The 23,558-nt window shown below is 69.0% G+C and carries 19 protein-coding genes; 13 read left to right on the top strand and 6 right to left on the bottom strand.

Annotated elements, in window-relative coordinates:
* Positions 1-89: 89 nt before the first annotated feature.
* Entirely contained in the window at positions 90-467 is a 378-nt protein-coding gene (locus tag AKJ13_RS06730) for a hypothetical protein (RefSeq protein WP_050732660.1), read from the top strand.
* Positions 468-647: 180 nt separating this feature from the next.
* Here AKJ13_RS06730 and AKJ13_RS06735 read toward each other — a convergent pair whose 3' ends face one another.
* Entirely contained in the window at positions 648-1,052 is a 405-nt protein-coding gene (locus tag AKJ13_RS06735) for a pseudoazurin (protein ID WP_050732661.1), read from the bottom strand.
* A 305-nt stretch (positions 1,053-1,357) separates the two neighbouring features.
* Between AKJ13_RS06735 and carB the strand changes: the two genes are divergently transcribed.
* From carB to AKJ13_RS06770, 7 genes are all read left to right on the top strand, one after another.
* Complete coding sequence (gene carB / locus AKJ13_RS06740) at positions 1,358-4,831, top strand: carbamoyl-phosphate synthase large subunit (protein ID WP_050732662.1); 3,474 nt, start codon at positions 1,358-1,360, stop codon at positions 4,829-4,831.
* 90 nt (positions 4,832-4,921) lie between these two features.
* Positions 4,922-5,398, top strand: coding sequence for a transcription elongation factor GreA (gene greA / locus AKJ13_RS06745; protein ID WP_193375366.1), 477 nt, complete (start codon positions 4,922-4,924; stop codon positions 5,396-5,398).
* A 5-nt stretch (positions 5,399-5,403) separates the two neighbouring features.
* Positions 5,404-5,907: a hypothetical protein gene (locus tag AKJ13_RS06750; RefSeq protein WP_050732663.1), complete on the top strand. Its 504-nt coding sequence runs from the start codon at positions 5,404-5,406 to the stop codon at positions 5,905-5,907.
* 33 nt (positions 5,908-5,940) lie between these two features.
* The gene (locus tag AKJ13_RS06755) at positions 5,941-7,002 is read left to right on the top strand and encodes a mitochondrial fission ELM1 family protein (RefSeq protein WP_050732664.1); all 1,062 of its coding nucleotides are present in this window, start codon (positions 5,941-5,943) and stop codon (positions 7,000-7,002) included.
* A gap of 14 nt (positions 7,003-7,016) precedes the next feature.
* Positions 7,017-7,997, top strand: coding sequence for a thioredoxin-disulfide reductase (gene trxB, locus AKJ13_RS06760; RefSeq protein ID WP_050732665.1), 981 nt, complete (start codon positions 7,017-7,019; stop codon positions 7,995-7,997).
* Positions 7,998-8,261: 264 nt separating this feature from the next.
* Positions 8,262-9,152, top strand: a complete 891-nt coding sequence (locus AKJ13_RS06765) for a LysR family transcriptional regulator (protein ID WP_039904094.1) — start codon at positions 8,262-8,264, stop codon at positions 9,150-9,152.
* A 42-nt stretch (positions 9,153-9,194) separates the two neighbouring features.
* A complete protein-coding gene (locus AKJ13_RS06770; protein ID WP_050732666.1) occupies positions 9,195-9,455 on the top strand; it encodes a YARHG domain-containing protein in 261 nt (86 codons plus the stop codon).
* Between the two features lie 112 nt (positions 9,456-9,567).
* Here AKJ13_RS06770 and msrP read toward each other — a convergent pair whose 3' ends face one another.
* From msrP to AKJ13_RS06790, 4 genes are all read right to left on the bottom strand, one after another.
* Positions 9,568-10,521, bottom strand: coding sequence for a protein-methionine-sulfoxide reductase catalytic subunit MsrP (gene msrP / locus AKJ13_RS06775; RefSeq protein ID WP_050732770.1), 954 nt, complete (start codon positions 10,519-10,521; stop codon positions 9,568-9,570).
* 141 nt (positions 10,522-10,662) lie between these two features.
* Positions 10,663-12,417 carry an AMP-binding protein gene (locus AKJ13_RS06780; protein WP_200905598.1) on the bottom strand — a complete coding sequence of 585 codons (1,755 nt, stop codon included), beginning with the start codon at positions 12,415-12,417 and terminating at the stop codon, positions 10,663-10,665.
* A gap of 102 nt (positions 12,418-12,519) precedes the next feature.
* The gene (locus AKJ13_RS06785) at positions 12,520-13,146 is read right to left on the bottom strand and encodes a hypothetical protein (RefSeq protein ID WP_050732667.1); all 627 of its coding nucleotides are present in this window, start codon (positions 13,144-13,146) and stop codon (positions 12,520-12,522) included.
* A gap of 366 nt (positions 13,147-13,512) precedes the next feature.
* A complete protein-coding gene (locus AKJ13_RS06790) occupies positions 13,513-15,024 on the bottom strand; it encodes a leucyl aminopeptidase (protein WP_050732668.1) in 1,512 nt (503 codons plus the stop codon).
* Positions 15,025-15,207: 183 nt separating this feature from the next.
* Here AKJ13_RS06790 and lptF point away from each other — a divergent pair, with 183 nt between their 5' ends.
* The 5 genes from lptF (at position 15,208) to rsmA (ending at position 22,271) form a co-directional block, all read left to right on the top strand.
* Positions 15,208-16,368 carry an LPS export ABC transporter permease LptF gene (lptF, locus tag AKJ13_RS06795; RefSeq protein WP_050732669.1) on the top strand — a complete coding sequence of 387 codons (1,161 nt, stop codon included), beginning with the start codon at positions 15,208-15,210 and terminating at the stop codon, positions 16,366-16,368.
* Positions 16,369-16,375: 7 nt separating this feature from the next.
* Positions 16,376-17,464, top strand: a complete 1,089-nt coding sequence (gene lptG / locus AKJ13_RS06800) for an LPS export ABC transporter permease LptG (protein WP_050732670.1) — start codon at positions 16,376-16,378, stop codon at positions 17,462-17,464.
* A gap of 78 nt (positions 17,465-17,542) precedes the next feature.
* Positions 17,543-20,137, top strand: a complete 2,595-nt coding sequence (locus AKJ13_RS06805) for an LPS-assembly protein LptD (protein ID WP_050732671.1) — start codon at positions 17,543-17,545, stop codon at positions 20,135-20,137.
* A 164-nt stretch (positions 20,138-20,301) separates the two neighbouring features.
* Positions 20,302-21,420, top strand: coding sequence for a 4-hydroxythreonine-4-phosphate dehydrogenase PdxA (pdxA, locus tag AKJ13_RS06810; protein WP_050732672.1), 1,119 nt, complete (start codon positions 20,302-20,304; stop codon positions 21,418-21,420).
* Positions 21,417-22,271, top strand: a complete 855-nt coding sequence (gene rsmA, locus AKJ13_RS06815) for a 16S rRNA (adenine(1518)-N(6)/adenine(1519)-N(6))-dimethyltransferase RsmA (RefSeq protein ID WP_050732673.1) — start codon at positions 21,417-21,419, stop codon at positions 22,269-22,271. The genes pdxA and rsmA overlap by 4 nt, the downstream gene beginning before the upstream one ends.
* Before the next feature lie 300 nt (positions 22,272-22,571).
* Here rsmA and AKJ13_RS06820 read toward each other — a convergent pair whose 3' ends face one another.
* On the bottom strand, positions 22,572-23,537 hold the full coding sequence (locus AKJ13_RS06820; protein ID WP_050732674.1) for a TIM44-like domain-containing protein: 966 nt from the start codon (positions 23,535-23,537) through the stop codon (positions 22,572-22,574).
* Between the last annotated feature and the right edge of the window lie 21 nt (positions 23,538-23,558).

Genomic DNA, 23,558 nt, shown 5'->3' on the forward strand with positions numbered 1-23,558 from the left:
CGCCGGGGTCACAAAATCCGCGAATTCCGGCGGCTTAATCGTCTCATCGACGGACCGCGCATGGCGGTTCCGTCCGAGGGGATTGCCGGATGACCATCGACGAGGCACGCGACGACTTCGCCCGCCTGCACCGTACCTTCACATTTCATCTCGGTGTCGCGGCCAGCCTCGCCTGGGCGACCGCGCTCTACGCCGCCCTATACGCCCCCTGGGTGCGCAACATCCGCGCCCTGATCGATCCGGCCGCCGGCCTCGACCGGGTCGAGAGCACGGTCTCCTACCTGTTCGCGATGCCGGCCGTCCTCGCCTTCGCCTGGGTGTCTCTGTATTTCGGCCGGGAGATGCTGCGCCGGGCGCAGACCCTCTCGAACGTCGCACTTGAATTCGCCGCCGCGGCCGTGGTCGCCTTCGGCATCTTCTACCTGTCCATCGACCGGGCGCTCGCCGCGCTGCACGCCGGGTTCTAAGCCGCTCGTCTTCTCGGTCTGCAGGTCGAATGCGGGCGCATCATCGGCCGTAGGAGACTCTGGTCCCCTCTCCCGTGCGGGAGAGGGGGCGGCTGCGGCTGGTGATCGAGGTCGCGTTCGAAATGTGTGTCCGTTGTCAGCGCTTCTGAGCGAGGGCGGTGGGCCGCCCCCGCCGGATCCCTACTGCACCTTCTCGAACAGCGGCTCGAAGCGCTTGGCGGCCGCGAGGTTTTCCGGCTTGTCGCCGACCTCGATCAGGCCGACCATTCCCATGATGTAGTGGGGCGAGCACTTGAAGCCGTAGAGGCCGGGCTTGTCGAAGGTCACGGTCTCCTCCTTGCCGACCACGGTCTTGAAGGTCGGCGCGCCCTCGGGTGCCATGCCCTGGATCAGCTCGGCGTTGTGACCCTTGTCGGCCGGCACGAACCGGACCGTATCCCCGGGCTGGATCTTCACGAAAGCCGGATTGAAGACCATCATGCCGCCCGGGCCGCTGTTGAGCGTCTTGATGGAGACTTCAGTCGCATAGGCGCCTGCCGTCGCGCCGAGCAGAAGCATCGCCGCGCTGAACGTTTCCCTGATCATCGTCTATCTCGAATTGGTCTCGTTTCAATCGACGGACCCGTCGATCGTTTGAGCCTTATGGCCCCGGTCCGGACTCGGCAATGGCGCGGTAGCCCGTCCGAATACTTCAAAATGCTTTGAATCTAGGCCAAGGCGCGACAACGCGTCCGCGCTTCCCCGCGCAACCGCTGATCGGGCACGGCCTTCCAATGCGCGGATCGCCCGTGTAAACGCGACGTTCAACGACAATCCCGCCACGCGCGTCCGGGAGCAGGGCCGATCCGAGCCGTGCCCGACTGGGCGCGCTTGGCCTGAAAAGGCCGCCAATGCCCAAGCGCACCGACATCTCCTCGATTCTCATCGTCGGTGCGGGACCGATCATCATCGGGCAGGCCTGCGAGTTCGACTATTCGGGGACCCAAGCCTGCAAGGCGCTCCGCGAGGAGGGCTACCGGATCGTCCTGGTGAACTCGAACCCGGCGACGATCATGACCGATCCGGACATGGCGGACGCGACCTATGTCGAGCCGATCACCCCGGAGATCGTCGCCAAGATCATCGAGAAGGAGCGCCCCGACGCGATCCTGCCGACCATGGGCGGCCAGACGGCGCTGAACTGCGCCCTGTCTCTGCAGAAGATGGGCGTGCTGGCCAAGTACGGCGTGCAGATGATCGGCGCCACCGCCGAGGCCATCGACAAGGCCGAGGACCGGAGCCTGTTCCGGGACGCCATGACCAAGATCGGGCTCGACACCCCGAAATCGGCGCTTGCCAACGCCTCCGCAGCCAAGAAGGCCGACCGGGAAAAGTACCTCGCCGAGATCGCCCGGATCGAGGCGGCCAATGCCGACCCGCAGGCGCGGGCCGCGGCGGTTGCCGCCTTCGAGCGCAAGTGGCAGTCCGGCGAATCCGAGCGGCGCAAGCGCTACGGTGAGCACGCCCTCGGCCAGGCCCTGATCGCGCTCGCCGAGGTCGGCCTGCCGGCGATCATCCGCCCGTCCTTCACCATGGGCGGCACCGGCGGCGGCATCGCCTACAACCGTGAGGAATTCCTCGACATCGTCGAGCGCGGCATCGACGCCTCCCCGACCAACGAGGTCCTGATCGAGGAGAGCGTGCTCGGCTGGAAGGAATACGAGATGGAGGTCGTCCGCGATAAGGCGGATAACTGCATCATCGTCTGCTCCATCGAGAACATCGACCCGATGGGCGTGCATACCGGCGACTCGATCACCGTCGCCCCGGCCCTCACGCTCACCGACAAGGAATACCAGGTGATGCGCGACGCATCCCTGGCGGTGCTGCGCGAGATCGGCGTCGAGACTGGCGGCTCGAACGTGCAGTTCGCGATCAACCCCGAGAACGGGCGGATGATCGTGATCGAGATGAACCCGCGCGTCTCGCGCTCCTCGGCGCTGGCCTCGAAGGCCACCGGCTTCCCGATCGCCAAAGTCGCGGCCAAGCTGGCGGTGGGCTACACGCTCGACGAGATCGCCAACGACATCACCGGCGGCGCGACCCCGGCCTCGTTCGAGCCGACGATCGACTACGTCGTCACCAAGATCCCGCGTTTCGCCTTCGAGAAATTCCCCGGCGCCGAGCCGACCCTGACCACCGCCATGAAGTCGGTGGGCGAGGCGATGGCGATCGGCCGCTGCTTTGCGGAATCGCTGCAGAAGGCCCTGCGCTCGCTGGAGACCGGGCTGACCGGCCTCGACGAGATCGAGATCGAGGGGCTGGGCCGCGGCGACGACCACAACGCCATCAAGGCGGCGCTCGGCGTACCGACGCCGGACCGGCTGCTCAAGATCGCCCAGGCCCTGCGGCTCGGCGTCAGCCACGAGGAGGTCCATGCCTCCTGCAAGGTCGATCCGTGGTTTCTGGAGCAGATCCAGGCGATCGTTGACTTGGAGAACCGGGTGAAGGCCCACGGCCTGCCGGGCACCGCCGGGGCGTTCCGCCAGCTCAAGGCCGCCGGCTTCTCGGATTCCCGCCTCGCGGTCCTGGCCAAGATGGAGGAATCCGACGTCCGGGCCAAGCGCCGGGCGCTGGGCGTGCGCCCGGTCTTCAAGCGCATCGACACCTGCGCCGCCGAGTTCAAGGCGCCCACCGCCTACATGTACTCGACCTACGTGGCGCCCTTCGCCGGCACCGTGGTGGACGAGGCGCAGCCGACCAACGCCAAGAAGGTCATCATCCTGGGCGGCGGCCCGAACCGGATCGGCCAGGGCATCGAGTTCGACTATTGCTGCTGCCACGCCTGCTTCGCGCTGTCGGATGCCGGCTACGAGACCATCATGGTCAACTGCAACCCGGAGACCGTCTCGACCGACTACGACACGTCGGACCGGCTCTATTTCGAGCCGCTGACCGCCGAGGACGTGCTGGAGATCATCGAGACCGAGCGGCAGGCCGGCACCCTGCACGGCGTCATCGTGCAGTTCGGTGGACAGACGCCGCTGAAGCTCGCCCGGGCGCTGGAAGCGGCCGGCGTGCCGATCCTCGGCACCTCCCCGGACGCCATCGACCTCGCCGAGGACCGCGACCAGTTCAAGCGGCTCCTCGACAAGCTCGGGATGAAGCAGCCGAAGAACGGCATCGCCTATTCGGTCGAGCAGAGCCGGCTGATCGCCTCCGAGCTCGGCCTACCCTTCGTGGTGCGCCCGAGCTACGTGCTGGGCGGCCGCGCGATGGCGATCATCCGCGACGAGAGCCAGTTCGCCGACTACCTGCTCGGGACCTTGCCAAGCCTGATCCCGTCCGACGTGGTCGCCCGCTACCCGAACGACAAGACCGGGCAGATCAACACGGTGCTGGGCAAGAACCCGCTGCTGTTCGACCGCTACCTGTCAGACGCGGTCGAGATCGACGTGGATGCGGTCTGCGACGGCCAGGACGTGTTCATCGCCGGTATCATGGAGCACATCGAGGAGGCCGGGATCCATTCCGGCGATTCCGCCTGCTCCCTGCCGCCGCGCTCGCTCTCGGCGGAAACCATCGCGGAGTTGGAGCGGCAGACCACCGCGATGGCGCTGGCGCTCAAGGTCGGCGGCCTGATGAACGTCCAGTACGCGATCAAGGACGGCGACATCTACGTGCTGGAAGTGAACCCCCGCGCCTCCCGCACGGTGCCGTTCGTCGCCAAGGTGATCGGCGAGCCGATCGCCAAGATCGCCGCCCGGGTCATGGCCGGTGAGAAGCTCGCGGGCTTCGGTCTGAAGCGCAGGGAACTGGCCCATATCGCCGTCAAGGAGGCGGTGTTCCCGTTCGCGCGCTTCCCCGGCGTCGACGTCCTGCTCGGACCGGAGATGCGCTCGACGGGCGAGGTGATCGGGCTCGATGCCAGCTTCGGCGTGGCCTTCGCCAAGAGCCAGCTCGGCTCGGGCACGCAGGTTCCGCGCTCCGGTACCGTGTTCGTCTCGGTGCGCGACGCCGACAAGGCCCGGATCCTGCCCAGCGTGAAGCTCCTCTCCGAACTCGGCTTCTCGATCCTGGCCACCGGCGGGACCCAGAAGTACCTGGTCGAGAACGGCGTGCCGGCCGAGCGCGTGAACAAGGTCCTCGAGGGCCGGCCGCACGTGGTCGACTCGATCAAGAACGGCGACATCCAGCTCGTGCTGAATACGACGGAGGGCGCCGGCGCGCTGTCCGACTCGCGCTCGCTCCGGCGCGCGGCCCTCTTGCATAAGGTGCCGTATTACACCACTCTAGCCGGCGCGATGGCCGCGGCCGAAGGGATCAAGGCCTATCTAGAGGGCGATCTCCAGGTACGCGCCTTGCAAGAATACTTCGCGGCCTGAGCCTCAGGGTCCCGCTGACTTAACTTCGTGGCCCGGGGAGAGTGCTACACTCTCGGCCGGGCCTCTTCATTGTGGCGCGAGACGATGACGATAGACAAGGTTCCGATCACGGTACGCGGATTCGCGGCTCTCGAGGAGGAGCTGAAGCACCGCCAGCAGGTGGAGCGCCAGCGCATCGTCGCGGCGATCGCCGAGGCCCGCGCGCACGGAGACCTTTCCGAGAACGCCGAGTATCACGCCGCCAAGGAGGCTCAGTCCCACAACGAGGGGCGCGTGATGGAGCTCGAGAGCATGATCGCGCGCGCCGAGATCATCGACGTGTCGAAGCTGTCCGGCGACAAGATCAAGTTCGGCGCGACCGTGAAGCTCGTGGACGAGGACACGGAGGAGGAGAAGACCTACCAGATCGTGGGCGAGCCCGAGGCCGACGTGCATGCGGGCCGCGTCTCGATCACGTCGCCGATTGCCCGGGCCCTGATCGGCAAGGGCGTCGGCGACACGGTCGAGGTTACCACGCCGGGCGGCGGCAAGTCCTACGAGGTCGTCGGCGTCCAGTACGGCGGCTGAGGGCGATGATCGCGTCCGCCCGCGGCTGGCTCGCCGGCCTCTTCCTGCTCTGCGGGCTGGCCTCCGCGGTGGCGGCCGGCGATTTTCCGCCGACCGCGGCGTTCTCCGACATCCGCGTCGATGTGCGGCCGCTGCGGGAGGCGGGCGCGGGCGGTCAGGCCGACGCGCTCGCCGCCGACCTGACCGCCGCCCTGCGCAAGACGTTTGCCGGACGGATCGGCGGGCGCGGGCCGCGGCTGGTGGTGGTCGTGAAGGCGCTGTCGCTGCGCCCCTATGTCGGCGGCGGCGCTCGGCGCGGCCGCGGCGGCAATTTCGAGACCGATTATCTGGAGGGCGAGGCACTCCTCGTCGCACGCGACGGGCAGGTGCTCGGGCGCCATCCGCAGATGACCGCGACGCCGTCGAGCTACGGCGGCGCCTGGTACGAGCCGGATTTCGAGCGGCGGCGGCTGTCGGTCATCGCCGACATCTACGCCCAGTGGCTCGCGCGCGACCTGCCGCGGGATTAGGCCAAGCTCGGCCCGCGGTGTAAGGCGTTTCCGATGAGAAGCATCGACGCGCCGGAGGCGAAGCCCGCCCCCCTCGCCCCCCCGTCCGCGCGGCGCGCGCCCGCGCCCGAATTGTCCCAGGCCCGGGCCTGGATCATCACCGACGGCAAGGCCGGCGACGAGAACCAGTGCGTCGGCATCGCCGAGACCCTTGGTGTCCCGTTCGAGATCCGGCAGGTCCCGGCCGCCGGCCCGTTCGGCTGGGTCGCCCCCTGGGGCCCGATCGACCCGCGCGAGAGCCCGCGTCGCCGCAACGGCGCCCTGTCGGGACCCTATCCCGACCTGCTGATCGCCTCGGGCCGTCGGGCCGTGCCCTATCTCCGGGCGCTGCGCCGCGCGACCGAGGGCCGGACCTTCACGGCCTTCCTCAAGGATCCCCGGACAGGGGCGGACAGCGCCGACTTCATCTGGGTGCCGGATTACGACGATCTGCGCGGCCCCAACGTCTTCACGACCCTGACCGCGCCGCATCTCGTCACCGCGGCCCGACTGGCCGCGGCCCGGGCCAATCCGGATCCGCGGCTCGCCAGCCTCGACGGCCCGCGGGTGGCGGTGCTGGTCGGCGGCGACAGCCGGCATCTGAGCTACCGCAAGACCGACATGCAGCGCCTCGTGGGCGAGCTGCGCAGTCTGATCGACCAGGGTTGCCGGCTGATGGTGACGATCTCCCGCCGGACGCCCAACCCGTTGCGCGACGCGGTCAAGACGCTGACCGCCGAGACCGGGGGCTTCCTTTGGGACGGCACCGGCGACAATCCCTACGTCGCCATGCTCGCGCTCGCCGAGGCGATCGTGGTCACATCGGATTCTGCGAACATGGTAAGCGAGGCGGTGGCGACCGGCGCCCCGGTCCTGCTGTTCGACCTGCCGCGCACCTATATCCGGCATCGGCGGATGTTCGCCGGTCTGGCGATCGCCGGCGCGTTGCGGCCGTTCACCGGTCGCTTAGTGGATCTGCCGTACAAGCCAATCGACGCGACCCCGGTGATAGCCGAGGCGCTGGCCAAGGCTTACGCCGCGCACCGTGCGGCGGCCTCGACCAGCGGACCGACCTGAAGGGAACGAGAGAGATGGCCCACACGCACGCCAAGCTCGTGATCGTCGGATCCGGTCCGGCCGGCTACACGGCGGCGATCTACGCCGCCCGCGCGATGGTCGAGCCGCTGCTGATCTCCGGCTTCCAGCCCGGCGGCCAGTTGATGATCACGACCGATGTCGAGAATTATCCGGGCTTCGCCGAGGCGATCCAAGGCCCCTGGCTCATGGAGCAGATGCGCCTGCAGGCTGAGCACGTCGGCACCAAGATCGTGTCCGAATACATCACCGCGGTCGATCTGAAGCAGCGGCCGTTCCGGCTCGAGGCGGATTCCGGCGAGACCTATTCCTGCGACGCGCTGATCATCGCCACCGGCGCCCAGGCGAAGTGGCTCGGCCTGTCCTCCGAGGCGGCGTTCCAGGGCGGCGGCGTCTCGGCCTGCGCGACCTGCGACGGCTTCTTCTTTCGCGGCAAGGAGGTCGTGGTCGTCGGCGGCGGCAACACCGCCGTCGAGGAGGCGCTTTACCTCGCCAACATCGCCAAGAAGGTCACGGTTGTGCACCGCCGGGACAGCTTCCGGGCCGAGCGGATCCTGCAGGAGCGCCTGTTCAAACATCCCAACGTCGCGGTGCTGTGGCACCGCGAGGTCGCCGAGATCTGCGGCGTCCAGAAGCCCGCCCCCACGGTCACCCACCTCCGCCTGAAGGATCCACGCACGGGGGAGATCAGCGAGGTGCCGGCCGACGGCGTGTTCGTGGCGATCGGCCACCAGCCCGCGACGGCGATCTTCGAGGGCCAGCTCCCCATGCGCCACGGCGGCTACCTGTCGGTGAAGCCCGGCACGGCCGAGACCGAGATCCCGGGCGTGTTCGCGGCGGGCGACGTCACCGACGACGTCTACCGGCAGGCGATCACGGCAGCCGGCATGGGCTGCATGGCTGCGCTGGAGGCCGAGAAGTTTCTCGCCAATCTGGAGATCGGCGAGACCCCGGTTCAGGCTGCGGCGGCCGAGTGAGACCACGCAGCGCAGACCGCGCTGCGCTGTTCGACGGAAGTCCTGTCAACAACTTCGCGATCTGAGTGCTTGCGTCCGACCATGCGCCGGGCGCATAGGGGTTCTGACCGGGCAGGGATGCAATCGTTGCATGCCCCTGCGGCGCCGGCCGCGTCCCCTCGGGGGGGCGGCCGCCCACGCATCGCCCGGCGCTCGCCTGATGCCGACAGGGCTCTCTCCGAGCCGCGGATCGGGTGCGGATTCGCGGTGGTGGGGGTTCTCGCCTTGGATTGGGACAAGATCCGGATCTTCCTGAACGTCGCAGAGGCGGGCAGCTTCACGAAGGCGGGCGACGATATCGGCCTCAGCCAGTCGGCGGTGAGCCGCCAGATCAGCGCCCTGGAGCGCGAGCTGAAGGCGCCGCTGTTCCACCGCCATGCCCGCGGCCTGATCCTGACCGAGCAGGGCGACCTGCTATTCCGGGCGGCCCGGGACATGAAGCTGCGCCTGGAGAACACCCGGGCGCGCCTCGTCGAGACCTCCGAGCGGCCGACCGGCGATCTCAAGGTGACCACCACCGTGGGCCTGGGCACCTCGTGGCTGTCCCAGCGGGTCGGCGAGTTCCTCGACCTCTACCCGGATGTCCGGATTGAGCTGATCCTCACCAACGAGGAGCTTGATCTCGCCATGCGCGAGGCCGACGTGGCGATCCGCATGCGCCGCCCGGCCCAGCCGGATCTGATCCAGCGCCGGCTCTTCACCGTGCATTACCACGCCTTCGCGAGCGTCGATTACGTCAAGCGCTTCGGCGAGCCCAAGACGATCGAGGAACTCGACGACCACCGCCTGGTCTCGTTCGGCGGCAACGAGCCGTCCTATCTGCTGGCGGCCCATTGGCTGGCCGATGCCGGGCGCGAGGGCCGCGACCGTCGCAGCGTCCACCTGACGGTGAACAATATCGGCGCGCTTCAGCGGGCCATGGAGGCCGGCGCCGGCATCGGTATCCTGCCGGATTACGCGGTCGATGGCGACCACCAGCTCACCCAGGTCCTGCGCGACACCGAGATGCCGAGCCTGGAGAGCTACCTCGTCTATGCTGAAGAGATGCGCTCGGTCGCCCGGGTGCAGGCGTTCCGCGACTTCCTGGTCTCCAAGGCACAGCGCTGGACCTACTGAGCATCCGATGCTCGACTCCGGTCTTTCGACGGAGGCGAATGGATGCGCGCATCCCTCCTCGTCCTGACCCTCATCGCCGGGACCACCGGCGCGATGTCGGACGATTGCGCGGAAGGCTGGTACCAGCGCAATCTGATCTACGAGCGGGCCGGTTCCTGCTTCCGCAGCAAGCGGGCGATCCGCAACTTCGGCAACACGGATTGCCGCTACGACACGACGGACCGCGTACCGCTCTCGCGTCAGGAACAAGCCGCCGGGGCCGGGTTGCAGGCCTTCGAGCAGGCGCATGCCTGCCCACTATAGAGCGCGCGCTGCCCAACGGCATACGGGTTCGGCTCGAGCGACGGTGTGGGCGCGAAGGATGTGAGCCATGCCCGATCAGGCATGGCTTTAAGGAGGCCGGCGGCGCTCGCGCTCAGACGAACAGGCGCTCGCCTTCCAGCCCCTTGTACAGCCCGGCGACCTGCTCACCGTAGCCGTTGTAGATCAGGGTCGGCACCCGCTCGTCGGTGCCCAGCACGCGCTCCGACGCCTGGCTCCAGCGCGGATGCGGCACCGCCGGATTCACGTTGGCCCAGAATCCATATTCGGAGGCCTGCAGCCCCTCCCAAAAGGTCTTGGGGCGCTCGGCGGTGAAGGAGACCTTCACCAGTGACTTCGCCGACTTGAACCCGTATTTCCACGGCACCGCAACGCGGATCGGCGCGCCGAACTGGTTCGGCAGCGGCTTGCCGTAGACGCCGGTGACCATGAAGGCGAGGTCGTTGCCGGCCTCGGCCAGGGTCAGCCCCTCGGTATAGGGCCAGGGATAGAAGAAAGCTCGCTGACCCGGAGCCATCGCCTTGTCCATGAAAGTCTCGAAGCGAATGTATTTCGCCCCCGATGTCGGCTTGGCGAGCGCCACGAGCTTCGACAGGGGGAAGCCGGTCCACGGCACCGACATCGACCACGCCTCGACGCAGCGGTGGCGGTAGAGCCGCTCCTCCAAGCCGACCTTCCGGATCAGGTCGTCGACGCCGATCTCGAACGGCTTCTCCACCAGGCCGTCGATCTTCAGGGTCCAAGGTTGGGTCTTGAGCGCGTTGGCGGCCGGCAGCACCGTCTTGGACGTGCCGAACTCGTAGAAGTTGTTGTAGTCCGCGCTGAACCGCTCGGGCGTCAGTGGCCGATCCAACGTGTAGGCGGGATTGCGCGGCGCCGGATAGAGCGGCCCGGCACCCGCGGCTGCGAAGGCGGACCGGCCGCCCAGAACCGAGCCGGCGGCGAGCCCGGCGGCGGCACCGATCAGTGCGCGGCGGTTGAGGAACACGGCCTCGGGCGTGGCCTGACTCTCCGGGATCTCCCACCCGCGCCTGCTCCGGATCAACATCGCCATCTCCTCGCCTGTCCCGCAGCAACAGCCCACAGATCGGCCCGGGCCGACAGGGGCGCAAGCGCCGCAGCCTCACCGTTCGGCGATCGGGGCCGGGCGGTTACGTGCGCGGCCGACGACGATCCGACGCGGGCGCCCTCAACCGGGGGGCGTCTCGTCGCGCAGGACCCGGCGCAGCACCTTGCCGACATTGGTCTTAGGCAGCGTGTCGTGCAGCACCACCCGGCGGGGCACCTTGTAGCCGGTGAGCTGGGTCCGGGCATGCGCCCGCAGGGCGTCGGTCGAGACCTCCGGATCCTTCATGACCACGTGGGCCACGACCATCTCGCCGGTCTCCTCGCTCGGGGCGCCGACGACTGCGCATTCGAGCACCCCGGGATGGGCGGCCAGCACCTCCTCGACCTCGTTCGGGTACACGTTGAACCCGGAGACGAGGATCATGTCCTTCATCCGGTCGACGATCTTGATCTGGCCGTCGGGCTCCATCACGGCGACGTCGCCGGTGCGGAAGAAGCCGTCCGCCGTCATCGCCCGCGCGGTCTCCTCCGGCCGGTTCCAGTAGCCGCGCATCACCTGCGGGCCGCGCACGCAGATCTCGCCGGACTGGCCCGCCGGCACCGGCTTGCCGGCCGCATCGCGGATCGAGACCTCGGTGGACGGGAACGGGTAACCGATCGTCCCGGAGAACTCCTTGATCCCGGGCGGGTTCGCGCTGACCACCGGCGAGGTTTCCGAGAGGCCGTAGCCTTCGAGGATCGTGTTGCCGGTGAGCGCCTTCCAGCGCTCCGCCACCGGCCGCTGCACCGCCGTCCCGCCGCCGACCACGAAGTCGAGGTGGGAGAAGTCAACGGTGTGGATCTTCGGGTGGTTAATCAGCACGTTGAACAGGGTGTTGACGCCCATCAAATGCGTGAAGCGGTGACGGCTCAAGGTCTTCACCATGCCGTCGCAGTCGCGCGGGTTGGGGATCAGCAGGCAGGAACCGCCATTGCGCATGAACTGGAAGAAGCAGGCCGTCAGCGCGAAGATGTGGTAGAGCGGCAGGGCCGTGACGGCGCAGCGGAGGATGCTCGGATCCTTCGAATTGAAGAACAGCTGCGACTGCTCGACATTGGCCATGACGTTGCGGTGGGTCAGCATCGCCGCCTTGGCGATCCCCGTGGTCCCACCGGTATATTGTAGGAACGCCAGATCCTCGGGATCGACCGGCACGGGGGCGTGCGGCATGCCGCTGCCCCGGCGCAGCGCGGTCGTGAACGGCAGCGCGAGGCCGTCGGGCAGGCGGAACGGCGGCACGGCCTTGCGGACGTGGCGGCTGGCGAGGTTGATCACTTGGCCCTTGAGCCCGAGCCCGTCACCCGGGCCGACCAGCAGGACGCGCTCCAGCGCCACATCCGCGAGCGCCCCCGCGACGGTGGCGCCGAAATTCTCCAGCGCGATCAGGAACCGCGCGCCGGAATCCTTGATCTGCTGGGCGAATTCCCGGGGCGTGTAGAGCGGGTTGACGTTGACCACCGTCCCGCCGGCCGAGAGCACGCCGAACAAGGCCACCGCGTAGGCCGGGACGTTCGGCAGCATGATCGCAACACGGTCGCCCTTCGCCAGCCCCTGGGCGCGCAGCCAGGCCGCGAGGGCGCGGGCCTGCTTGCCCATGGTGGCGTAGGTCAGGGTCGAGCCGAAGCACAGGATCGCCGGGCGGTCGGCGAAGGCCGTGACGCTGGTCTCGAACAGGTCGACCAGAGTGCCAAGGCTCTCGACGTCGATCTCCGCGGGGACGCCGGGCGGGTAGGAAGAGAGCCATGGCCGGGGCGTCAGGTTCGCGAAGGCGGGATCCGGCTCGGATTCAAGCCGGCGTGCCGCCGTGCCCTGCTCGATCAAGCTGGCCTCGCGCATCGCGTCGTCTCCCGCGGGCACGGCTCTCGACGGCCGGGTCCCGTCCCTACGCAGAACGGCCCGACTGTGGGGGAACGGGCGGCCACTAGCAAGGCGGGCCCCTCAGGCCTTCCGACGAAGCCGGCGCAATGTCGTGAGCGCGGCGTGCGGCAGCGCGGCGACAATCAGCAGCAGCGCCGCGAGGCCCGCCTCGGCGGGGCAGAAGGCCCGATGCGGCCAGGGACCGAGGCCGAGATCGCCGGCGAGCCCGATCACGCAGGCGCCGAACCACAGGGCCAGGAAGGCCAGTGCGCCGGCTCCGATTCGCCTGAGCCGCGGACGCAGCGGCTGGTTAGCGAGCAGGGCGAAGAGGCCGAGGATCCCGCCGAAGATCGCCGCAGCCACGCCGGCACCGAGCCCGTAGGCAAGCCAGAGCGGCTGGTGCGTCAGGAACGCCATCCCGCCTGTGGCGAAGCCGCCGCGCAGGATCAGGCCGCCGAAGGTCGGGTAGAGGCCGACCAGCGCGAGGAGTGTCGCGCCGGCCGCGCCGGACAGGATCCTTCGCGGTCCGGAGGCCGGGCCGGGACCGGCCGCGACCGCGACCAGATGCGCGATCCCGTAGACGAGCGCGAAGGCGAAGAGCGGATAGCGGGTGATGAAATAGCCGTAGATCCAGGGCTCGAACGCCTCCGGCACCGCCGAGCGTTGGCTGAAGCCGGTGACGGCCACCAGCGCCAGTGCTGCGAGCATGGCCAGGATCGGGCCCGCCGCGGCGAGGATCTTTATTGTAGTTCTCACAGACACCTGCGTTCGGTCGCGCGTGACAGCTAACGGTACAGGCGTTCCCCGGCGAGGGCGGCTGGCTGAGCGGACACAAACCTCGATCTGGTCCCGATCAGCGCTTTACCAACCCGGTGCCCTCATCCTGAGGTGTGAGCGAAGCGAGCCTCGATAGGAGCCCCCCAGTCTTCGCGCAAACCCTGGAGGGCTCCTTCGAGGGCGCCGCTGCGCGTCGCCACCTCAGGATGAGGGGGGTAGGTGGGGCGGACGCGGATCAAGACCGAGCCCGCCATATTGTCTCCCGCGGGCGCGGTATCGTCGCGCCCGCGATCCGTCTCACCGCGCCTCGTAATGGTCCCGAACCAGCCGGTCGAGCAGGCGCACGCCCCAGCCGGCGCCCCAGCTGCGGTTAATCTCGCTGGCGTTCGACGACATCGCCACCCCCGCGATGTCGAGATGGGCCCACGGCACCTCCTCGACGTAGCGCTTGATGAACGAGGCCGCGGTGGCGGCGCCGCCGTGGCGGCCGCCGGTGTTCTTCATGTCGGCGAACTTGGAATCGATCGCCTTGTCGTAAGCGGGGATCAGCGGCATCCGCCAGACCTTCTCGCCGGTGGCCTCGCCGGCCGCGTTGATGTTGGCGGCGAGCGCGTCGTCGTTGGAGAACATCCCGGCGATGTCCTGGCCGAGCGCCACGATGATCGCCCCGGTCAGGGTCGCAAGATCGACCATCGCCTTCGGCTTGGCGCTGCGGACCACATGCGTGATCACGTCGGCCAGCACGAGGCGGCCTTCCGCGTCGGTGTTGATCACCTCAATGGTCTGGCCGGACATGGAGGTGATGATGTCGGAGGGGCGGTAGGAGCCGCCGTCCGGCATGTTCTCGACGATGCCGATGGCGCCGACAACGTTGCAGCGGGCCTTGCGGCTGGCGAGTGCGTGCAGCGCGCCGACCACAGCGGCCGCGCCGCCCATGTCGCCCTTCATGTCCTCCATGCCGCCTCCGGGCTTGATCGAGACGCCGCCGGAATCGAACACCACGCCCTTGCCGATGAAGGCGACGGGCGCCTCGCCGGCCGGGCCGCCATTCCAGCGCATGATCACGACCCGCGGCTCGCGGACCGAGCCCTGGGCCACGGCGAGCAGCGCCCCCATGCCGAGCTCGCGCATCCTGGCCGGCTCCAGCACCTCGATCTCGACCCCGAGATTCGACAGTTCCGAGGCGCGCCGGGCGAATTCCTCCGGAAAGAGCACGTTTGGCGGCTCGTTCACGAGGTCGCGCGCCAGGATCACGCCCTCGGACAGGGTCCGGGCGGCTTCGCCTTCGCGCGATGCGGTGCCGTGCTCGGCGAGCAGCAGGGTGAGCGTGGTGCGGCTCTTGTCCTCGGCGTCGGGCTTCTTCTTCGTCTTGTAGCGGTCGAACGCGTAGCTGCGCAGGCGTGCGCCCAGGGCGAACTCGCCGGCCTGCGCGGCGCCGACCGTCGCGCCAGGCCAGTCGAGCACCACGCGGGCCGTGCGGCCCGAGACCTTGCCGGCGGTGAAGCCGCCGAGCGCCGGCCAGTCGGTCTTGGCCCGGTCCTTCTCGGAGCCGAGCCCGACCACCACCAGCCGGTCGGCGTTGACGCCGGCGGGGGCCGGCAGGCTCATGGCGCTGAGCGAGCGGCCCTTGAACTTCTCCGAGGCGGCGGCCTTGGCGACGAGGTCGGCGCCCGCGCTGCCGAGCGCCGCGCGCGCCGCCGATCCGAGGCCGAGGTCGTCACCGACGAACACCACGAGATCGCCCGCTCCCCCCTGACCCTGGCCGCTCTGCTCCAGGGGGCCGAAACCGATCTCGATACCGTCCGCCATACCCGTCGCCCTGCCCGCCGTTCCGCAGTTTTCGAGGCGCCCAAACCGGATCGCAGGGCGCAATCCGCTCTGTGTAGCCGCTGAGGCGGCAAACGCAACGCGGCGCAGCAGCCCTGGAATCGCCCCTTTTGTCGGTTCCCTGGCCCTTGAGGGCGCGAGAGGACGGGCGGAACTGCCGGGCCAATGAGGCAGATCGAGCGCTACATCTTTCGGATCGCCCTGGGCGCCAGCCTCGCCTGCCTGATCAGCCTCACCGGCACGATCTGGCTGACGCAGGCTCTGCGCGAGCTCGATCTCGTGACCGCCAAGGGGCAGACGCTCCTGGTCTTCCTGTTCGTCACCGGCCTGTCGCTGCCGACGCTGGTGGTGGTGATCGCCCCGGTGGCGCTGTTCATCGGCACCGTCTACGCGCTGAACAAGCTCAACGGCGATTCCGAGCTGATCGTGATGTCGGCGGCCGGCATGCCGCCGCGCGCGCTGTTGCGGCCGTTCCTGACGCTCGCGCTGTTCGTGAGCTTCCTGGTGGGCTTCCTGGTGCTGGTGGTGATGCCTGCGAGCTTCCAGGAACTGCGCGACGTGATCACCCGGGTCCGGGGCGACTTCATCGCGAACGTGGTCAAGGAAGGCCAGTTCACCCAGCTCGACAACGGCATCACCTTCCATTTCCGCGAGCGCGGGCCCGGCGGCGTGCTCAAGGGCTTGTTCATCCAGGACCGGCGCGAGGCCGGGAAGACCAAGGTCTATTTGGCCGATCGCGGCATCGCAGCGGATATCGACGGGCAGAGCTTCCTGATTCTTGAGAACGGCAGCGTCCACCAGCAGCAGAAGGATTCGCGGGATTCCTCGATCCTGACCTTCGAGCGCTATACGATCGATCTTGCGGCCTTCGCGCCCCCGGATTCCGACACGATCTACAAGCCGCGCGAGCGCTCGACCTCCCAGCTCCTGTTCCCCGACCAGACCGAGGGCTACTACAAGCTCCAGAAGGGCCGGTTCCGGGCCGAGCTGCACGACCGGCTCTCGGCCTGCCTCTACCCGCTCGCCCTCGTCTTCATCGCCTTCGCGGCTCTCGGCGATCCCCGCACCACCCGCCAGGGCCGCGGGCTCGCCGTCGCGGGCGCGATCCTGGCCGTGGTCGGCTTGCGGATCGCGGGCTTCGCCGCGGTGAGCGCCGCCGCGCGCAGCGTCGGCGCCGTGGCGGCGATCTACGGCGTGCCGATCCTGGCGATCGCCCTATCCTGCCTGCTGATCTTCTTCGGGCCGCGGGTGCGCGCCTTCAACGCCGCGCTGGCGGGGGCCCTGCGCGTCCTGTTCCGCGCCCCGCGCCTCGCCTCGGCACGCTGAGCCTCCGATGCTGATCGGTCCGACCCTCGGGCGCTACTTCGCCGCCCGGTTCGCCCGCACGGTGCTCGGCGTCTTCGTCACCGTGTTCGCGCTCGTCTACACCCTCGACTTCGTCGAGCTGCTGCGCCGCGCCGGCGAGGCCGAGGGCGCTTCCACCGGGCTGATGGCCCTGCTCTCGCTCTACCGCACCCCGGCCGTAGCCGAGGGCGTGCTGCCCTTCGCGGTCCTGTTCGGCTCGATGGCGACCCTGCTCCAGCTCTCGCGCAAGCTGGAGCTGGTGGTCGCCCGGGCGGCCGGGATCTCGGCCTGGCAGTTCCTGCAGCCCGGCTTCTTCGTGGCCCTGGCGCTCGGCGCGATGGCGGTCGGGATCTACAACCCGGTCTCGGCCCTGCTGAAGCAGCGTTCGACCGAGATCGAGGCGAAGATCTTCGCCAAATCGACCAAGGCGTCCTCCGGCAAGGACCTGTGGATCCGCCAGCGCGGCCTCGACGGCGAGGCGATCATCCGGGCCGAGACCGCCGTCGAGGGCACCACCACGCTGGCCGGCGTCTCGGTCTTCACCTTCGACGCGACCGGCAAGTTCGCCGAGCAGATGGTGGCGGCCCGGGCGACGCTGCATGACGGCTATTGGGAGCTCTCGGACGTGCGCCTCCTGGCGCCGGACGCGCCGCCTGAGTCGTTCGACACCTACCTGATCGCCTCGAACCTCGATCCCGGGCAGGTCCGACAGCGCTTCACCCCCCCGGAATCTGTGCCTTTCTGGCAACTTCCCACAACCATCGCACGGACCGAGCGGGCCGGTCTCGACGCCACCCGATACCGTCTTCAGTACGATGTCCTATGGGCTCGACCGGTCCTGTTCCTGGCGATGGTGATCGTCGCCGCAACCGTTTCCTTACGGTTCTTCCGCTTTGGTGGGGTCGGTAAACTCGTTCTCGGCGGCGTCGCGGCGGGCTTCGCCCTCTACGTGGTCCGACAGGTCATGGAAGGGCTCGGCGCGTCCGGACTCGTCGCCGCACCGGTGGCGGCCTGGTTCCCGGCCGTGGTAGGCAGTCTTCTCGGTACGCTTACGCTTCTGTACCAGGAAGACGGCTGACGCCCGTGATCCATCGCGGGACGGGAGACGGGTGTGTGAGGTTGGTGGCGGATCACGTCACAGGGGTTGGGTCGCGCGTTGCGTAAGGTCGCCCACATCCTGCGGAAGACGGCCCTCCTGGCTGCGCTGGCGCTCGCCGCGCCGCTGGCCGGGGGCGTCTCGGCGCATGCCCAGGGGATGGCCGCGCCCAAGCTCGGCAATTCTGGTGGGAAGCTGCCGGGCGACAAGCTGCTGGTCGAGGCCGGCGAGCTGATCTACGACAACGACCACAACACCGTGACTGCGCGCGGCAACGCCGAGCTGCATTTCGGCCCGCGGACCCTGCAGGCCGACAGCGTACGCTACGACCGCGGCACCGGGCGGGTCTTCGCCGAGGGCAATGTCCGCCTGACCGAGGCCGATGGCGGCGTCGTGACCGGCGAGCGCATGGAGCTGAGCGACGACTTCAAGACCGGCTTCATCGACGCGTTCCGTGGCCAGCAGACGGTGGAGCGGCGCACGGAGACGGTGCGGACGCGCTTCTCCGCGCCCCGGGCCGAGCGCCTGAACGGCGAGCAGACCAGCTTCGAGGCCGGCAGCTACACCGCGTGCGAGCCGTGCAAGGACAATCCTGAGACGCCGCCGCTCTGGCAGATCCGCGCCAAGAAGATCATCCACGACGACGAGACCCACACGATCTACTTCGACGATTCCACCTTGGAGATCGCCGGGATCCCGGTCGCGTACCTGCCCTATTTCGAGGCCGCCGACCCGACTGTGAGGCGCAAGACCGGCTTCCTGACGCCGCGCTTCATCTCGACCACGGCGCTGGGCCGGGGCGTGTCGCTGCCGTACTTCATCAATCTCGCGCCGAATTACGACCTGACGATCACCCCGACGCTGCTGAGCCGCCAGGGCGTGCTCGGCCAGGCCGAATTCCGCCAGCGGATCGACAACGGCTTCTACAACATCCGCCTGTCGGGCATCTCGCAGACGACGCCCTCCGCCTTCCTGCCGAGCCCGCTCGGCGCCGGTGAGCGCGACTTCCGCGGCTCGGTGGAATCGCAGGGGCGGTTCTACATCAACGACCGCTGGCGCACCGGGTGGGACCTCGTCGGCGTCACCGACAAGTGGTTCCTCGACAATTACCGGATCCGCAACCAGAACATCACCACGGACTATTTCCGCGAGGCGACCTCGACGGCCTACCTGGTCGGCCAGGGCGACCGGTCGTGGTTCGAGGCGCGCGGCTACTACTTCAAGGGCCTGTCGAGCTTCGACTGGCAGAAGCAGCAGCCGATCGTCGCCCCGGTGATCGACTACGACAAGCGGATCAACGGCCCGGCCGAGATCGGCGGCGAGGTGCGGTTCCAGGCCAACATCACCAGCCTGACTCGTGAGACCACCCAGTTCCAGGGCCTGCCGCGCACCTCGAGCTACCTGTTCTCGCCCAGCGTGAACGGCGTCAGCTTTCCGCTCTACCAGACCTGCACGGTGTTCCAGCGCGGCCTGTGCTCGATCGACGGGCTCGCCGGCACCAACACCCGCGCCTCGGCGGAGCTGTCCTGGCGCCGGAGCTTCATCGACGAGTGGGGCCAGAAGTTCACGCCGTTCACGTATCTGCGCACCGACGCGTTCTTCACCAACCCGAGCTTCTCCGGCTACCAGAACGACCTCGCGCCCCAGGTCGCCAAGATCGACGACGGCTTCGCCGGCCGGGTGATGCCAGCGGTCGGGCTTGATTACCGCTATCCGTTCGTCGCCAATTTCGGCGCGCTGGGCGTCCACACCCTGGAGCCAATCGGCCAGATTATCGCGCGCCCGTCCGAGACGCGGATCGGCCGCCTGCCGAACGAGGACGCCCAGAGTCTGGTGTTCGACGACACCTCGCTGTTCGAGTGGGACAAGTTCTCGGGCTACGACCGGGCCGAGGGCGGCGTCCGCACCAATCTCGGCGGCCAATATTCCGTCGTCACCCCGTCCGGCTGGTACACCAACATCATGTTCGGCGAGTCCATCCAGCTCGCCGGCGTGAACTCGTTTCGCCGGGGCGACATCGCCAATGTCGGCCTGAATTCCGGCCTTGAGACCCGGCGCTCCGACTTCGTCGGGCGGTTCCAGGTGTCGCCGAACCAGAACATCACCTTCATCACCCGCGCGCGGTTCGACCAGTCGGACTTCCACGTCGCCCGGCTCGAGACCGGTGCCACGGCGCGGTTCGCGCCGTTCCTGCCGCTGACGGTCTCGGCCTTCTATTCATATTACGAGGCGCAGCCGCTGCTCGGCTACAGCCACTACCGCGAGGGCGTGACCGCTACCGCCACCTACAACATCACCCCGAACTGGTTCGTTTCGGGTTCGCTGCTGGTGGACCTCACGCACTATCTCGACGTGCGCAACACCTACACGGACGCCCTGTCGGCCTACCTGTCCAACCCGATCGGCACGGTTCCGACCTACCAGAACCCCGGCCGATTCTACCTCTCGGGCGCGAGTTTCGGCGGCGGCTACCAGGACGAGTGCACCACCGTCTCGCTGAACTACATCAACTCGCCGATCGCCACCGCCACCGGCGTGCGTGAGCGCAACCAGACCGTGCTGCTCCGGGTCGAGCTGAAAACGCTGGGCGAGGCGGATCTCCGCCAGAACGTCGGCACCGCCACCACCGCGGACGGCATCGCCACGGTGCGGTAGTATTTGTGGGATCTTTTGGGGAGCCGGCCCCGACTTAACGTACGCCTTCCCCTGCAAGGGTGGAGGCAGGGGCGTGTAGACCGCAAACCCTGCTGACGAAACGTAAAGCGCCACTCGGACCCCAAAAGGATGCGCCCCCGCCCCGCCGGCGCTATAGACGCCGTATGCCGCCTCTCGCCCTCACCCTCGGAGACCCGGCCGGGATCGGCCCGGAGCTCGCGCTCAGCGCCTGGCTCGCCCGCGGCGGGGCGAACCCGCTGCCGCCGTTCTTCCTGGTCGCCGACCCGGACTTCATCGAGCACCTGGCCAATTGCCTGAACCGGCTGGTGCCGGTGGCCGAGGTCGATCCCGAGACCGCCGCCGAGGTGTTCCCCCGGGCGCTGCCGGTCGTGCCGCTGCCGAGTGGCGCGACCGTCACCGCAGAGCCCGGGGCGCCGGACTCCGCCAATGCCGGCGCGGTGATCGAGTCGATCACCGCCGCCGTCGCCTTCGTGGCGGCCAGGCGCGCCAGCGCGGTGGTGACCAACCCGATCGCCAAGTTCGTGCTGACCCGGGCGGGCTTCGCTCATCCCGGACACACCGAGTTCCTGGCCGCCCTATCGGTCCCGCCCGGCCGCACGCCGCCGCGTCCGGTGATGATGATCTGGAGCGAAGATCTCGCCGTCGTGCCGGTGACGATCCACGTCCCCCTCAAGGACGTGCCCGGTCTGCTCACCCAGGAACTGGTTGAGGACACGGCCCGGATCGTCGCGCGGGACCTGCGCGACCGGTTCGGCCTGCCCGAGCCGCGGCTGGTGCTGGCTGGGCTCAATCCGCATGCCGGCGAGGCCGGGACGATCGGCCACGAGGATCGCGACGTGCTCGCCCCCGCGGTGGCGCGGCTGCGCGCCGCCGGCATCGACATCCGCGGGCCGCTGCCGGCCGACACGCTGTTCCACGCCCGGGCCCGGGCGACCTATGACGTCGCCCTGGCGCCGACCCACGACCAGGCGCTGATCCCGATCAAGACCATTGCGTTCGATGACGGGGTCAACGTCACCCTCGGGCTGCCCTTTGTGCGGACCTCGCCCGATCACGGCACCGCCTTCGACATCGCCGGCACCGGTGTCGCAAGGCCGGACAGCCTGATCGCCGCGCTGCGGCTGGCCGAGCGCCTCGCCGCCACTGAGGCGGCCCGCATCGCCCCGGGGCCGGGCGGCGCCGACATCATCCCGTTCAGCATCTATGCCGGACGACCGCGCGCGTCGGGCGCCCAGCATTTCGACGCCGAGGACGAGCTGTGAGCGATGGAGACGGGCTGCCGCCCCTGCGCGAAGTCGTCGCCCGGCACGGGCTGGAGCCCAAGAAGGCGCTGGGCCAGAACTTCCTCTACGATCTCAACCTCACCGGGCGGATCGCTCGATCGGCGGGGCCACTCGAAGGCGTCACCGTCGTGGAGGTCGGCCCTGGCCCTGGCGGCCTGACCCGGGCGCTGCTCGCCGAGGGCGCCGCCCTGGTCGTGGCGATCGAGCGCGATCCCCGCGCCCTCCCGGCCCTCGCCGAAATCGCCGCGCATTATCCCGGCCGGCTGGAAGTCGTTGATGCCGACGCGCTGGAATTCGATCCGCGGCCTCTCATCGGCGATGGGCCGGCCCGGATCGTGGCGAACCTGCCCTACAATGTCGGCACGGCGCTGCTCACCGGCTGGCTCGACGGCGAGGCCTGGCCGCCCTGGTGGGACCAGGCGGTGCTAATGTTTCAGCGCGAGGTCGCCGAACGCATCGTTGCGGGGCCTGAGACCCGAGCGGATTACGGCCGTCTCGGCGTGCTGTGCGGCTGGCGTACCCAGGCCGACATCCTGTTCGACGTGAGCCCCTCGGCCTTCGTGCCGCCCCCGAAGGTGACGTCCAGCGTGGTGCGGCTGATGCCTCGGGCGCAGCCCCTGCCCTGCCGGGCCAGCGCCCTCGAGGCGGTGACCCGGGCAGCGTTCGGCCAGCGCCGCAAGATGCTGCGCCAGAGCCTGAAGGCCCTGACCCCAGAACCCGGCGCCTTGCTGGCGGTGGCCGAGATCCCGGAGACGGCCCGGGCCGAGGAGGTGCCGGTGTCCGGGTTCGTCACCCTGGCGAATCTGTGGGATGCGCAGCGCGGACGGTAGCTTCGTCAGCCTGTTGCCAATTCAAGGCGTACGCGGCGGCTTAAGCATCCACCCCGTCATTCCGGGGCCGCGGAGCGGAGCCCGGAATCCAGACACGCAGGTCCCGCAAAACCTTGCGCCTTCAGCGGCTCTGGATTCCGGACTCGTCTGCGGCGCCTTAGGATGACGGGTTTGTTTCCACGGCTGCCGGAACGCCCGATCCTCGCCTACTCAATACATAAAAAAAAGCCTGCGCCGTTCAAACGGCGCAGGCTTGATGGATGCGCCCCGGCCTGAGCGGCCGGGGCGCCAAGTCCCAAATCAGCGGGTCTGCTGGATCGCCGAGAGCACCCAGCCGCGGCCGGGCTGGCGCTGGAAGGTCCAGAGCTCCGTCGCCTCCGGGGCCGGCTCGGTCTTCACGACCCGGCCGCTGGCGCGGTCGATCATGACGTCCTTGAGGGCATAGCGCATCGCCACGGTGGCGTAGTCGGTACGGTCCTCGCCCCAGGCTTCTGCGAGGTCGCCCTGCAGCAGCTTCACGTCCGTGATCTTGTTGACCACGCCCTGGGCGGCGTTGTTGCGCAGCTCCTCGTCGAAGTAGCCGGCCATTTCGGGCGTCGCCAGGTTGCCCAGGGTGACGCGATCCTCGCGAGAATAGGCGTCCTGGATGTCGCCGAGCAGCCGCTCGAACGCCTGGTAGTCGGACGGGCCGATCTCGACCTTGCGGGTCTGCACCGGGCGCGCGCCGCCGAACGAGCCGCCGGCCGCCGGGGCCGGGCCGCCCATCGGGCCACCCGGGTTCGGGCCGCCATCCAGCGTCGAGCGCGCGTAAGGCGCGCCGGCGCCGGCCGGCTCGCTGCGGCGACGGAAGAACCGCACCGCCAGCATCACCACCAGCACGACCAGGCCGACTTGGAACAGCAGGCCGATCATCGAGGCGAGGCCGCCGAGGCCGCCGAAGAAGCCGCCGCCGAGCAGGGCGCCGAGCAGGCCGGCGCCGAGCAGGCCCGCGAAGAAGCCGCCGCCGAAGCGGCGACCCTGGGCCGGCGCCTGCATGCCGGGGTTGGACATGCCGGGGGATGGCGCGGTCTGGGACCGCTGCATGGTCGAGCCGCCGCCCGGCGCCGTCGGCGTGGCCGAGGGCGCCGTGTAGGTGCGCGAGCCGCGCGAACCGAAGGATCCGCCGCCGCCCGGACGGGCCTCGGCGATGGGGGCCGCGACGGTCAGGGCAGCGGCCAGCGCCAGGAAGGCGGCCGTGCGCCGACGACGCGAGAATTGGGTGAGCATGTACACGCCTCTGAGGACGAG

Origin of the sequence: Methylobacterium sp. ARG-1 (assembly GCF_001262595.1) — a bacterium.
GTDB classification, from domain to species: domain Bacteria; phylum Pseudomonadota; class Alphaproteobacteria; order Rhizobiales; family Beijerinckiaceae; genus Methylobacterium; species Methylobacterium brachiatum.

Coding starts and splice junctions, on each gene's coding strand:
- AKJ13_RS06770 (WP_050732666.1), top strand. CDS start 9,195: ATGCGCGCATCCCTCCTCGTCCTGACCCTCATCGCCGGGACCACCGGC.
- AKJ13_RS06755 (WP_050732664.1), top strand. CDS start 5,941: ATGAGAAGCATCGACGCGCCGGAGGCGAAGCCCGCCCCCCTCGCCCCC.
- AKJ13_RS06730 (WP_050732660.1), top strand. CDS start 90: ATGACCATCGACGAGGCACGCGACGACTTCGCCCGCCTGCACCGTACC.
- lptG (WP_050732670.1), top strand. CDS start 16,376: ATGCTGATCGGTCCGACCCTCGGGCGCTACTTCGCCGCCCGGTTCGCC.
- carB (WP_050732662.1), top strand. CDS start 1,358: ATGCCCAAGCGCACCGACATCTCCTCGATTCTCATCGTCGGTGCGGGA.
- pdxA (WP_050732672.1), top strand. CDS start 20,302: ATGCCGCCTCTCGCCCTCACCCTCGGAGACCCGGCCGGGATCGGCCCG.
- AKJ13_RS06780 (WP_200905598.1), bottom strand. CDS start 12,417: ATGCGCGAGGCCAGCTTGATCGAGCAGGGCACGGCGGCACGCCGGCTT.
- lptF (WP_050732669.1), top strand. CDS start 15,208: ATGAGGCAGATCGAGCGCTACATCTTTCGGATCGCCCTGGGCGCCAGC.
- trxB (WP_050732665.1), top strand. CDS start 7,017: ATGGCCCACACGCACGCCAAGCTCGTGATCGTCGGATCCGGTCCGGCC.
- AKJ13_RS06790 (WP_050732668.1), bottom strand. CDS start 15,024: ATGGCGGACGGTATCGAGATCGGTTTCGGCCCCCTGGAGCAGAGCGGC.
- msrP (WP_050732770.1), bottom strand. CDS start 10,521: ATGTTGATCCGGAGCAGGCGCGGGTGGGAGATCCCGGAGAGTCAGGCC.
- AKJ13_RS06750 (WP_050732663.1), top strand. CDS start 5,404: ATGATCGCGTCCGCCCGCGGCTGGCTCGCCGGCCTCTTCCTGCTCTGC.
- AKJ13_RS06820 (WP_050732674.1), bottom strand. CDS start 23,537: ATGCTCACCCAATTCTCGCGTCGTCGGCGCACGGCCGCCTTCCTGGCG.
- AKJ13_RS06735 (WP_050732661.1), bottom strand. CDS start 1,052: ATGATCAGGGAAACGTTCAGCGCGGCGATGCTTCTGCTCGGCGCGACG.
- AKJ13_RS06785 (WP_050732667.1), bottom strand. CDS start 13,146: ATGCTCGCAGCACTGGCGCTGGTGGCCGTCACCGGCTTCAGCCAACGC.